Raw genomic sequence first — 12041 nt, 5'->3', positions numbered from 1 at the left:
GGTTTTCTCTGTCTTTCTTGCGTTAGCCGCGGGCTGCGACGATGGCTTGCCGGCGGTTGGTTTCATCGGCGAACACTGCTTCCGCAGCCTCGGCGACGGCGGCCGCCTGCTCCCGGGGGATGACCACCACGCCGTCGGAGTCGCCGATGATCACGTCGCCCGGGAGGACGGGGACGCCGCCGAAGGCGAGCGGCGTCCCCAGGCGGTACGGGCCGTTCTTGTAGGGGCCTGCGGGGGAAGTAGCCCGGGCGAAGACGGGCATGCCAATCTCACCCAGCGCTTCGGCGTCGCGCGCTGCTCCGTCCAGCGCGAAGCCGGCGATGCCGAGGTTGATGGCACGTTCACCGATGAGCTCCCCAAGCAGCGCGCGGGACTCATCCCCGCCGCCGGCAACCACAATGACGTCTCCCGGCCGGGCGAGTTCGAGGGCCTTGTGGATGCCCTGGTTGTCGCCGGGGCGCGTCCACACGGTGAAGGCCGGCCCGGCAAGCCGGGCCCCTGGCCAGACGGCCTGGATCGCGGAGTCCGCGACGCCGAGGCGGTCTACTGCGTCGCCGATGTTGGCGGCGGGCAGTTTGGCAAGGCGCTCGACCACGTCCGTGTCGGGACGGGGGAAATCGATTGCGTCGATGGCGGGGGTTGTCATGGCGGGTCTTTCCTTACGTTGCGGGAGTCAGTCTTTTTTCTGGACCAGCGGAAGGACCTTCTTGAAGTCCCCTTCCTGGCTTGCCCAGAACGTCTGGTAGTCGGCGCCGTTGAGGTAGCTGGTCTGCAGGCCAAGGTCCTTCATTTTCTGCACCACGGCGGGGTCCTCGATGGCCTTCTGGATGGCTGCCTCAAGCTTCTTGGCCACGTCGGCGGGCAGGCCGGCCGGGGCGGAGTAGCCGCGGGCGGTGCCTGCGATCAGGTCGTAGCCGGATTCCTTGAACGTGGGGACGTCCGGCAGGGAAGGTGCACGCTCCTCGGACATGACTCCCAGCACCCGCGCCTTGCCCTGCTTGCTGAGATCGTTCACGTCACTGACGTTGGCCACCAGGATGTCAACATGCTTGCCAAGGAATGCCGTGGTTGCCTGTGATGCGCCCTCCGAGAAGTGGACCGGGGCGAACTCCGAGCCGGTGTTTTCCTGGATCTGGGCCAGGGCGAAGTGTTCGCCCGTCTGGAGTCCCGTGGTGCTTGCGGTCATGGACTTAGGGTTGGCCTTGGCAGCGTCGAGGAGGTCCTTGAGCGTCTGGTACGGGCTGTCCGGCTGGACGGCGATCACCGCGGGGTCGATGACATGCCGGCCCAGGGGCTGGAAGCTTTCGCGGGTGTACTTGGCACCGCGGGACGGGTCCAGCGGTGAAACGACTACCGACGGCGAACCGGTGGCACCGATCGTGTAGCCGTCCGGCTTGGCGCTGGTGAGCTGGGTGTAGCCGATTTGGCCACCGGCGCCGGGCTTGTTGATGACCTCGACGTTGGTTCCGAGTTCCTTTTCGAGGACCGGCTGGATGAGCCGGGCGGCGGTGTCCACCGCGCCGCCTGAACCGAAGGCGACGATGAGGTCGATGGACTTGCCCTTTTTCGGGAAGTCGCTGGCGGCACCGGTAGCACCGGTAGCACCGGCGTTGGCACCGCAGCCGGTCAGTCCGATCAGGGATGCCGCGGCAAGGGCGGCGGCGAGGCGCATACGGGTTTTCATGGGTCTTCTCCTTTGAAGGTGGGGATGGGTGAAAGTGGAGTTGGTTGGGGTTTAGGTTTCGGGGTCTTCGTTGAGCGCCTTCGGCTTGCGGAGCTTGAGGAGCGGGCTGAAGATGATCAGCAGTCCAAGGCCGATCAGGACGGCGGAAATGGGACGGCTGGTGAAGATGCTGAAGTCACCCTGGGAAATCTCGAGGGATTCGCGCAGGGAGCGTTCCATCAGCGGCCCGAGCACCAGGGTCAGCACCATGGGTGCCAGCGGGATGTCCAGGTGGCGCAGTGCCAGGCCCAGGAGGCCGAAGCCGATCATCACGAAGACGTCGAAGACGCTGAAGTTGATGGTGTAGGCGCCGATGACCATGAACAGCAGGATCAGGGCGGTGAGGATCGAGGACGGGACGCGGAGGATGGAGGTCCAGAGGCCCACCAGCGGGACGTTGAGCAGGAGCAGGATCAGGTTGCCGATGAAGAGGCTGGCGATGATGGCCCAGGCGATCTCGGAGTTCTCGGTGAAAAGGGTGGGCCCCGGGGTGAGGCCCTGCTGCAGGAATGCGCCCATCAGCACGGCGATGGTGGGTGAGGCCGGGATGCCGAGGGTGAACAGCGGGATCAGGGCCGCGTTCGCGTGGGCGTTGTTGGCCGTTTCGGGACCGGCGACGCCCTCGATGGCGCCCTTCCCCAGTTCGTGGCGGTTGCGCGAGAACTTCTTTTCCGCACCGTAGGAGAGCAGCGAGGACACGGAGCCGGTCATGCCCGGGATGAGGCCCAGGCCGAAGCCGATGCCGGTGCCGCGGGCCATGGCCGGGGCGCTGCGGAGCCATTCCTTGCCGGTGGGAAGCAGCGAGCGCAGGTTGGGTGCGTGGACCGCGGCCGGCTGGTCGCCCTTGCGGTAGGAGAGCAGTTCGGAGAGTCCAAAGACGCCCACGATCACCGCCACGAAACTGACCCCGTCCAGGAGCCGGTCCATGCCGAAGGTAAAGCGCGGCGCGCCGGCCACCGGGTCGATGCCGACCATGGCGATCAGCAGGCCCAGGGCGCCGGAGATGACCGCCTTGACCATGGATTTGCCTGCGAGCGCGACAAGCAGGGAGATGCCCACCACCATCAGGGCGAAGAATTCCGGCGGACCTACCAGCAGGCCGAGTTCTCCCAGCGGTTTGGCGGCAGCCACCAGGCCCAGGGTGGCTATGGTGCCGCCCACAAAGGATCCGACGGCGGCGATGGTCAGGGCGGCGCCTGCTTTGCCCATCTTTGTCATGGCGTAGCCGTCGATAGTGGTGATGGCCGAAGCTGCTTCACCGGGGGTGTTGAGCAGGACGCTGGTGATGGTTCCCCCGTAGGCGGTGCCATAGAAGATGGCACACAGCATGATGATCGCCCCGGTCGCATCCATGTTCAGCGTCAGGGGGATCAGCAGGGCGACGCCGGCGACGGGGCCGATGCCGGGCAGGACACCGATGATAGTGCCCAGCAGGCAGCCCAGGAAGGCAAACAGCAGGTTCTGCCAGGTCATGGCGGCCGCGAAGCCGCCCATCAGTTCGTTGAAGACATCCACGTCTAGAGTCCGATCGCGTTAAGGAAGGGAAGGGCGGACACCGGCAGCGCGACGTTCAGGCCGTAGTTGAAGGCGTAAAACGCTCCGAAGCTTCCGGCCACCGCGATGATCAGCGAGGACACCCAGGTCCTGCGCCCGCGAAGTTTCAGGTGGTACAGGAGGAAGAGGAACATGCTCAGCTGGAAGCCGAGCAGGTCCATCACGGCCGCGAGGATTACCAGGCTGAGAACCACGGCGATCACCAGTCCGCGGTCAACGCCTTCAGTGGCTTCGCTGGGCCGGCGGAGCTCCTGGAGCAGCCACACCACCGCCATGGCTGCCAGGACAGCCCCCATGGCAAACGGGAAGAGTCCGGGGCCGGGGCCCAGGGACGTCCAGAGTCCGAGATCGATCGAGGTGACCAGGACGTAGGCGCCGACGGCTGCGAAAGCGCCGATCCCCACCAGCACGGAGGGAGCCACTCGGCCGGTGCTCGCTGGTTTGGTCATCACTGACTCCGTTGTCATTGGTTCCTTCTTACTGTGCGTGGTTTTCACGCTGTGTCGTTGCATTTCATACAATGAAACTATATTGCGTACAGAGAAATAGTGACAGCAGACACACCTGCTGTCAAGCGCAAGGAACTTACATACAATGAAAGGATGGCGACGATGACACCCCCGTCCGCGGACAGCGCGGCAGACGAGGGCCCCAAGGCCTCGAATATGCGCTCCCTCTCGCGGGCCATGGAGGTCTTCGCGGAACTGCAGCGGGCTGAACGGCCGCAGCGGCTCAGCGACCTCGCCAGGACGTGCGGCATGAGCCTGCCCACCACCCTGAGGATCCTGCGGGTGCTGCAGGATTTCGGCATGGTGAGCCAGACAGACAAGTCCTACCGGATCGGGCCGGCCGTGCTTCCGGCGGCAAAGAGCTTCCTTGAGAACGATCCCTTGGCGGTTGCGGGACGTCCGGTCCTGCAACAGCTGGCAGCGCAGACCGGCATGTCCGTGTCTCTCCATACCCGGCTCGGGAACGAGCGGATCCTGGTGGCGCGGGTTCAAGGAGAGGCGCCCATGCAGTACGACCTTCCCCTGGGTAAGCGCCTGCCGCTGACCCGCGGCGCGGCAGGGAAAATCCTGATTGCGGACGCCTCTGACGCAGAGCTCGAACAGGTCGTGGCGGGCGCGATCGCCGCCGGCCATGAGGAGCCGGGATTCACGGTTGAGGAGCTGCGGTCGCGGCTGCCCGGGCCAGGCGTGGACTACGCGTACTCCGCGAACGAGCGCGTCGTGGGCGTGCTCTCCGTCGGGGTTGCCTTGACCAACAGGGCAGGCCGCGCCAACGAGGCCATGGCACTGAACTGCCCGGCAGAGGCGACGACCGAAGAGAAAATCAAGGCCAATGTGCCGGAGCTGCGGCGCGCCGCCCGCAGGTTGTCCGAACTGCTCGAGGGCTCCGTCTATTAGGAGGCTTGCACGCAGCCCCGCGCCCGGGGCGGCGGAACCGCAGGAGAACCGCGGTGGGACGTTCGGTGAACATCCGGCAAAATCCGCCGATTACGCCGCAGGGGGCGTTGATACTGGAGTACATGCCTTTTGTTACCCGCGAGTACAGACAATCGCCCACCCGCCGCCAGGTCCTCCGCGCAGGCGGCCTTGCCGCGGCCGTCGCCGGGGTAGTGCCCCTCGTCTCAAGCCCTGCCCAGGCGGCTGACCCGCTGTTCGCGCATGGAGTTGCCTCCGGTGACCCGCACCCGGACAGCGTGGTGCTCTGGACCCGGGTAACCCCCAGCCCGGAAGCCACGCCCGGCTCGGGACTCGGCCCGGCTGCAACAGTGAACTGGGAGGTGGCAGCGGATCCCGCCTTCGGCAGGATTGTTGCCAAGGGATCAGCAAAGACCGGGCCGGAGCGTGACCACACCGTGAAGGTGGTGGCCGGACGCCTGCAGCCGGGAACGGCTTACTGGTACCGCTTCTCGGTGGGCCGGGCGGTTTCCGCCGCCGGCCGGACCAAGACCGCACCGGCGGCCGGAGCCCAGGTGGAGCAGCTGCGCTTCGGCGTGGTCTCCTGCGCGAACTACCAGGCAGGCTACTTCAGCTCCTACCGCCACCTCGCCCAGCGCGGGGACCTCGACGCCGTGCTGCACCTCGGCGATTACCTCTACGAGTACGCACCCGGGGAGTACCAGGCGAGGGACGTCGTCGTACGCCCGCACCATCCCGCCGTCGAAATGACCACCCTCTCCCACTACCGGCGCCGGCACGCCCAGTACAAGACAGACGCCGACCTGCAGGCCCTGCACCTGGCTGCACCCTTCATCGTCACTTGGGACGACCATGAGGCGGCCAACGATGCCTGGAGCGGAGGGGCGGAGAACCACACCGAGGGCGCGGAAGGCCTGTGGGCCGAACGGCGCGCGGCGGCCAACCAGGCCTATGCGGAGTGGATGCCCGTGCGCTACCAGCCAGGCAGTCCGCTGTACCGCCGCCTTGATTTCGGCTCGCTGGCCAGCCTGTCCATGCTGGACCTCCGCTCCTACCGGAGCCAGCAGGCCGCCAACGGGCTGGACCCTGCGGTGGACAGCCCGGACCGGACCATCACGGGAGCTGCGCAGATGGACTGGCTGCTGGGCAACCTCACCTCCGGCGGCCCGCAGTGGAAGCTGGTGGGCAATCCTGTGATGATTGCGCCCGTCCGGGTTCCGTCCACGCTCAGCCTGGCGGAAGTGGCGGGGGTCCAGAAGCTCATGGGCGGCACCACCATCGACGGCGTCCCCTACAACGTGGACCAGTGGGACGGCTATGAGGCCGACCGGAGCCGGGTGGTCCGGCACCTGCGGGACCAGGGGATCAAGGACACCGTTTTCCTCACCGGCGACATCCACTCCGGGTGGGCCTGCGACCTCCCCGCCGACCCCCTGACCTATCCCACTACGGGCGATTCGGTGGCGGCAGAACTGGTCTGCACGTCGGTGACCAGCGACAACCTGGACGACATCCTGAATGCGCCGCCACGGACCTCCTCCCTGGCGGTGGAGTCAGCCATCAGGGCGGCCAACCCCCACGTGAAGTACCTCGACTTCGACTCGCACGGCTACTCCGTCCTGGACGTTACGCCTGCAGGGGTCCGCATGGACTGGTACGTCCTTGCCGACCGGACTGCGCAGGCCTCGGCGGCCACGCTGTCCACCTCGTTCAGGGTGGGTGCCGGCACCGGCAAAGCCGTCCCGGCAACCGGCGGCGCGCTGTGAACCCGGACCGCCGCCAGTTCCTGCGCCTCGCCGGCGCCGGAAGTGCCGCCGTCGTCCTTTCCGCCGCGCCCGGAACCTCGTGGGCCGGTCCGACGGCGGATCCCGGCGCCGCGCGGACCCGCACCTACGTCCTTGTGGTGGACGGCTGCCGGCCGGACGAGATCACGCCTGGGCTGACCCCGCGGCTCGCCGCGCTGCGGGCGGAGGGCACCAACTTCCCGGCCGCAAGGTCCCTGCCGGTGATGGAGACGATCCCCAACCACGTCATGATGATGACCGGCGTCCGGCCGGACAGGTCCGGAGTGCCCGCCAACTCGGTCTTTGATGCCGCCGAAGGGGCAGCACGGGACATGGACCGCGAAACCGACCTCCGCTTTCCCACGCTGCTTGAACGCCTGGGCGCGTCCGGCCTCACCACCGCCTCCGTCCTGAGCAAGAAGTACCTGTACGGGATCTTCGGCACGCGGGCGAGCTACCGCTGGGAGCCTTCGCCGCTGCTGCCGGTAACAGGGCACGCGCCGGACGCCGCCACCATGGACGCGCTGCTGGCCATCGTCAGCGGCCCCGATCCGGACTTCACGTTCACCAACCTCGGCGATGTTGACCGCATGGGGCACTCGGACCTGACAGGGACCACCCTCCAGACAGCACGCAGCGCCGCCCTCGCGGACACCGACCTGCAGGTGGGCCGGCTGGTGGACCACCTGGTTGAGGCCGGCAAGTGGGAGTCGAGCGTCCTGGTGGTGCTTGCGGACCACTCCATGGACTGGTCCCTGCCCACCAATGTGGTCTCGGTGGACCTGATCCTCCAGGCCCGGCCGGACCTCCGGTCCTCCGTCACGGTGGCCCAAAACGGCGGCGCGGACCTGCTGTACTGGACCGGCCCCGCGGAGCAGAAATCGGCAGGCCTCCAGGCCGCGAGCACCCTGGTCCAGGCCCACCCCGGCGTGCTGTCAGTGCATTCGCCTGCCGAGCTTCGGCTGGGGGCGGAGGCCGGGGACCTGGTGGCCTTCTGCCGCGCCGGCTGGCGGTTCTCGGACCCCTACATCGCCTCGAACCCCATTCCCGGCAACCACGGCCACCCAGCCACCGAGCCCATCCCGTTCTTCATCTCCGGCGGCAGCCCCCGCGTGGTCCGCGGCCGCACGTCGTCTGACCCGGCGCGGACGGTGGACGTGGCTCCGACGGTCGGCGCCCTGTACGGGCTCAAGGCACCAGCCGGTGGCTACGACGGCGTTGCCAGGACGACGGCGTTCAGCGGCTGAGGAGGCGGCGTACATCCCGGGAGCCTGCCTGAGGCGGCCAGGCTGCCGCAGGATTGCTCGGCTTAAGGGCGTGGAGAACATCGTCCCGTAGCTGTAGGAGCGAGCCGATGAGCAGCACGGTGTCGCCGTGAGCAGGTGCCCAGACCGTGGCTTCGGACCAGTATCCGATCTTTCATGGACCCCAGGTCAACCCCGAGGTACTCTGACCTGCAAAGCCCTGGGGTAAACGGGGCTCACTGCGCCGGCGGAGGCGCCGTTGAACCGCATCCGGGGGATTTGATGACCACACAGGTCCATGCCGAAGTCGAACAACGTTCCCTGGCTGACGAGAGCTCAGGCGACGGACCCGCAGCCTCAGACCCCGGCCAAACGAACTTCACCCTCACCGTTGAAAGCGAACGTATTCTCCGGATTACGTTGCGTCCCGGAAGCCAGATTACTGCCGCGGACGGAACCTCCGTGCGGGAGCGCTTCCTGACCCTGACCGGAGGCGCGGGCTGTGCGGTCTTACTGCAGATAACGGGCGTCAAGCATGTCAGCCGAGATGCCGTCCGTGTCTTCAGCGAAGCCATTACCGTCACAGCCTTTGCAATCCTCGGCAGCACGTCAGTGGACCGGGTCATCGCCCACGGACGGCGCGGACTGCCCTTGCCACAGTGCCCGAGCAGGTTTTTCACAGACGAGCAGGAGGCCCTGAAATGGCTCCGCACTGCGAGCGTCTCGGCCGGGTCATGATCTACGTTGCGTGAAGATCCGGTATTGGCGAGCACATCTGGCGTCCGGCCCATGAACGTTCTTCGCCCGTTACGCGACCTTCTCCAGCCGGCTGGCGCGGGTTTCCACTCCTTCAAAATGGGTGCCCTTGAAGAAGAGGAGGGGCTCGGCGCCATCCCGCGCCCCCAGGGCACGGACGGCGCCCACCACGATGGTGTGGTCGCCGCCGTCGTACTCGGTATGCAGTTCGCAATCCACCCAGGCGAGCGCCTGGCCCAGTACGGGGTTGCCCAGGGGCGACGCAGAGTTACGCGTTCATGCCCCGAAGCATGGCGTAACGAAGCAGCCTCCTGACCAGCGGCTTTGACGGGATAGTGTGGGCGGATGGAGATGCGCCTTGAGGTTGTGCAGGTACCCGTGTCCGATGTGGACAGGGCGAAGTCCTTTTATACGGAGAAGCTGGGCTTCGTACTTGACCACGATGTGGAGCACATTCCCGGGATGAGGGTAGTGCAGCTGACGCCGCCAGGTTCCGCCGCTTCGATCGTCATTGGCACGGGAATGACAGCCATGGCGCCCGGCAGCCTCGAGGGGCTGCAGCTGGTGGTGCCGGACCTGGTTGCGACGCGCGGGGAACTCGTGAGCCGGGGCGCGGACATCAGCGAGGTCCAGGACATGGGCGGCGTCTTGTTCGCCCATTTCGCCGATCCGGACGGCAACCGCTGGGTCCTCCAGGGCGCCACGCCGCCCGCTGTCAGGGAGGCGCACCCGGGCGGCTCCTGACCGGTGTCCCGCTTCCCCGTCAGTTGCGCGGCAGTCCGATGGCGCGGCTGATCAGTGCGTCAAACTGGCGGTCGCCGAGCAGGTGGCGTGCGGTGATCAACGGCTTGGCTCCGAAGCCCATGGCGTAGCGGGTCTTGGGGGTTGAGGCGGTCACCGCCTTCCCGATTGCATCAGCCACGACCGACGGCGGCGAGTTCCGGTTTCCGGACGCCTCCGCCCTCAGCGTCTTGGCCACGGCTTTCGCCTGGGCTGCATAGGGTCCGTGTCCTGAGGTCTCCTCCAGGTTGTCGGCGGCGATGCCGCCCCACTCCGTGGCGATGCTGCCTGGCTCGATGACCACAACGTCGATGCCGAAAGGCTTGACCTCCAGGCGGAGGCAGTCGCTGAGTGCCTCGAGGGCGAACTTCGTCCCGTGGTACCAGCCGCCCAGGGGAGTGTAGATCTTCCCGCCCATCGAGGTGATGTTCACGACGATGCCCGAACGCTGCGCACGCATGTGCGGCAGCACCAGCTGCGCCAGGCGGATGGCGCCGAAGACGTTCACCTCGAACTGGCGGCGGCCTTCATCGATGGGGACATCCTCGAGCGCACCGTAGGAGCCGTAGCCTGCGTTGTTCACCAGGACGTCGATGCGGCCGGTCCCGGCGACGATCTCCTCGACACCAGCACTCATGGACGCTTCGTCCGTCACGTCCATGGCGAGCGGCCGGATGCCCTCCGCCGCCAGTTCCTGCAGCCTGTCCGCACGCCTGGCCGCGCCGTACACGGTAAAGCCGAGCCCCTGCAGCTTGAGGGCGGCGGCCTCCCCGATGCCTGAGGATGCTCCTGTAACAAGGGCCGTTTTGGTGGTCATGCTCCTAACCTAGGGCGGGTCCGGACCACCTGGCCAGCGCCTCGCTGAGGTCCGCGTCCTTTCCCTCCCCGACCCAGGCAACATACCCGTCGGGCCGGACCAGGACGGCGCCGGGGGCAGTGACGTCACCGAGCACCGGAAGCTCCCACGGACCATCGCAGCGGGCGTCCACCAGCTTCACCCGCTCCGGCCGCGGCAAAGCGTCGAAGGCGCCCGGCACCCCCAGATTCAGCAGCAGCGGCCGGGCGTCATGCAGCAGCGAATACACCGTGCGGGGTCCTTCCCGGGTGACAAGGTCGGCGTCGGGCATCCGGCGCCCCAGCAGCGGGTGGCCCTCGCCGAGGTCGTACCGGACATCCAGGCCGGACTGCATCCCGGCGAACCGCTTCCGGGGCTCCTCCATGCCGAGGAGCTCGGCAACAACTTCCCCTGCCGCCTTGATCCGCGGGTCCGGGCGGCGCAGCACGCTCTGCGCCATGGTGTTGCGCAGCACCCGGGCGGCCACGGGGTGGCGCTCCGAATGGTAGGTATCCAGAAGGGAGTCGGGAGCCACGCCGTTGACCACCTGCCCCAGCTTCCAGCCCAGGTTCACCGCGTCCTGCACCCCGATGTTCAGGCCCTGGCCGCCGTCCGGTGCATGCACGTGCGCGGCGTCGCCCGCGAGCAGGACCCGCCGGTCACGGTATACGGCCGCCTGCCGGCTCATGTCCGTGAACCGGGAAATCCAGGTGGGGCTGTGAGCGCCATAATCAGTCCCGCAGGCGGCAATCAGGGCCGCCCGGAGATCGGCCAGCGTGGGTTCCGTCGCTGGCCCCACGTGCTCCTCGGTCACCATGACCCCCACCGGCCCGCTGTCCGCGTAGACAACATTGCCATCCACGATCTTGTACTCCCGCCGCCCAAAGGAGTGGATGCCAAAAGCATTTTGGTGCACACCAAACTCCGGCTGTCCGGTCATCTCCACCTCGGCAATCAGTGCGCTGGTGGTGGGATCCCAGCCGGGGAAATCGATCCCGGAAGCTTTGCGCACGAGGCTCCTGCCGCCGTCGCACCCCACCACGTAGCTGCCGCGCAGCGTCCTGCCGTCCCGGACGTGGAGGTCGACGCCGGCACTGTCCTGGGCGAGGCCCGTCACCTCAGTCCCGCGATGGAACGTTACGGGCAGCTCCGCCACCCAGCCCGCCAGGATGCGTTCGATATGGTTCTGCCACAGCCCCAGCCCGTACGGATGGCGGGTGGGAAAGTCGCTGATATCGAGGCGGGTCTGCGCGAATCCGGCCACTTGGGCCACCTGCCCCTCCGCGATGAACCGCCCGGCGATGCCGCGCTGGTCCAGCACTTCAATGGTCCGGGCGTGCAGGCCGCCCGCCCGCGCACCGGCGAGCTCCTGGCTGTGGCGCCGTTCCACAATGGCTGCGTCAACTCCTGCCAGCGCCAGCTCCCCGGCCAGCATCAACCCGGTGGGGCCGCCGCCCACAATCACTACCGCATGCCCAGTCATCGCTTGCTCCCGTTCTCCCGGTGTCCGGCCCTGCGATTATCCGGCCGGGTACCGGCCTTGCCGCAAGCCCCGCCCCCAGCGGTACATTGGAAATGGAAGGAGTCCAGGAATTAAGCATCGATTGCTCCGTACTTGTCGTTTTCGAGGCTGAAAACGACAAGTACGGAGCAATCGATGGTTAAAGAGGGGGTTACCAGGCCTGGTGTTCGCGGGTGAGGCCGAAGGGGACGGCCTCACTGAGGTCCACAGTGAACCTGTCGACCCCGAGGCGGGTGACCAGGATGCCGTGGCGCTTCCCGGCGAGGGCATGGGCCTTGGCGGCCGTAACGGCGGCGTCGAGTTCAGCGTCCATGCTGTGGCGGTCGGCAACGGTCAGGGTCAGGGGAAAGTTCATGGTCGGGCCTCGTGGATAGGGGGGTCAGGGGCAGTCACCTGCGCTCCCCAAGGCTGCAGACGAA

General features: G+C 67.2%; 13 protein-coding genes. 5 read left to right on the top strand and 8 right to left on the bottom strand.

Features of this window, described 5'->3' with window-relative positions; all coding sequences use genetic code 11:
• Positions 1-22: 22 nt before the first annotated feature.
• From KTR40_RS00445 to KTR40_RS00430, 4 genes are read right to left on the bottom strand one after another with little or no spacing between them, the layout of a single operon-like run.
• Positions 23-646 carry a methyltransferase gene (locus tag KTR40_RS00445; RefSeq protein ID WP_228404898.1) on the bottom strand — a complete coding sequence of 208 codons (624 nt, stop codon included), beginning with the start codon at positions 644-646 and terminating at the stop codon, positions 23-25.
• Between the two features lie 27 nt (positions 647-673).
• A complete protein-coding gene (locus tag KTR40_RS00440; protein ID WP_139027326.1) occupies positions 674-1684 on the bottom strand; it encodes a tripartite tricarboxylate transporter substrate binding protein in 1011 nt (336 codons plus the stop codon).
• Positions 1685-1735: 51 nt separating this feature from the next.
• Entirely contained in the window at positions 1736-3238 is a 1503-nt protein-coding gene (locus KTR40_RS00435) for a tripartite tricarboxylate transporter permease (RefSeq protein ID WP_228404896.1), read from the bottom strand.
• A 2-nt stretch (positions 3239-3240) separates the two neighbouring features.
• Positions 3241-3744 (bottom strand): tripartite tricarboxylate transporter TctB family protein, encoded by a 504-nt coding sequence (locus KTR40_RS00430; protein WP_139027324.1) that lies wholly within the window; start codon positions 3742-3744, stop codon positions 3241-3243.
• A gap of 135 nt (positions 3745-3879) precedes the next feature.
• Here KTR40_RS00430 and KTR40_RS00425 point away from each other — a divergent pair, with 135 nt between their 5' ends.
• The 4 genes from KTR40_RS00425 (at position 3880) to KTR40_RS00410 (ending at position 8467) form a co-directional block, all read left to right on the top strand.
• Positions 3880-4683 carry an IclR family transcriptional regulator gene (locus KTR40_RS00425; RefSeq protein WP_139027323.1) on the top strand — a complete coding sequence of 268 codons (804 nt, stop codon included), beginning with the start codon at positions 3880-3882 and terminating at the stop codon, positions 4681-4683.
• 122 nt (positions 4684-4805) lie between these two features.
• Positions 4806-6467 (top strand): alkaline phosphatase, encoded by a 1662-nt coding sequence (locus tag KTR40_RS00420; protein ID WP_228404894.1) that lies wholly within the window; start codon positions 4806-4808, stop codon positions 6465-6467.
• Positions 6464-7732 (top strand): alkaline phosphatase family protein, encoded by a 1269-nt coding sequence (locus tag KTR40_RS00415; protein ID WP_228404893.1) that lies wholly within the window; start codon positions 6464-6466, stop codon positions 7730-7732. Before KTR40_RS00420 ends, KTR40_RS00415 begins: the two co-directional genes overlap by 4 nt.
• Before the next feature lie 279 nt (positions 7733-8011).
• Positions 8012-8467: a hypothetical protein gene (locus KTR40_RS00410; protein WP_228404891.1), complete on the top strand. Its 456-nt coding sequence runs from the start codon at positions 8012-8014 to the stop codon at positions 8465-8467.
• Positions 8468-8536: 69 nt separating this feature from the next.
• Here KTR40_RS00410 and KTR40_RS00405 read toward each other — a convergent pair whose 3' ends face one another.
• Positions 8537-8704, bottom strand: a complete 168-nt coding sequence (locus tag KTR40_RS00405; RefSeq protein ID WP_370633155.1) for a flavin reductase family protein — start codon at positions 8702-8704, stop codon at positions 8537-8539.
• Positions 8705-8830: 126 nt separating this feature from the next.
• On the opposite strand from KTR40_RS00405, the gene KTR40_RS00400 reads away from it, so the two are divergent.
• On the top strand, positions 8831-9229 hold the full coding sequence (locus KTR40_RS00400) for a VOC family protein (protein WP_228404889.1): 399 nt from the start codon (positions 8831-8833) through the stop codon (positions 9227-9229).
• Positions 9230-9248: 19 nt separating this feature from the next.
• On the opposite strand, the gene KTR40_RS00395 is transcribed toward KTR40_RS00400, so the two are convergent.
• From KTR40_RS00395 to KTR40_RS00385, 3 genes are all read right to left on the bottom strand, one after another.
• Positions 9249-10082, bottom strand: a complete 834-nt coding sequence (locus KTR40_RS00395; protein WP_228404888.1) for an oxidoreductase — start codon at positions 10080-10082, stop codon at positions 9249-9251.
• A 4-nt stretch (positions 10083-10086) separates the two neighbouring features.
• Entirely contained in the window at positions 10087-11583 is a 1497-nt protein-coding gene (locus KTR40_RS00390) for an FAD-dependent monooxygenase (RefSeq protein ID WP_228404887.1), read from the bottom strand.
• 190 nt (positions 11584-11773) lie between these two features.
• Positions 11774-11977, bottom strand: coding sequence for a hypothetical protein (locus KTR40_RS00385; protein ID WP_139027315.1), 204 nt, complete (start codon positions 11975-11977; stop codon positions 11774-11776).
• Positions 11978-12041 lie beyond the last annotated feature (64 nt).

Source organism: Pseudarthrobacter sp. L1SW, assembly GCF_020809045.1.
Classification (GTDB): domain Bacteria; phylum Actinomycetota; class Actinomycetes; order Actinomycetales; family Micrococcaceae; genus Arthrobacter.
This window is presented reverse-complemented; position numbering and strand designations above follow the sequence as displayed.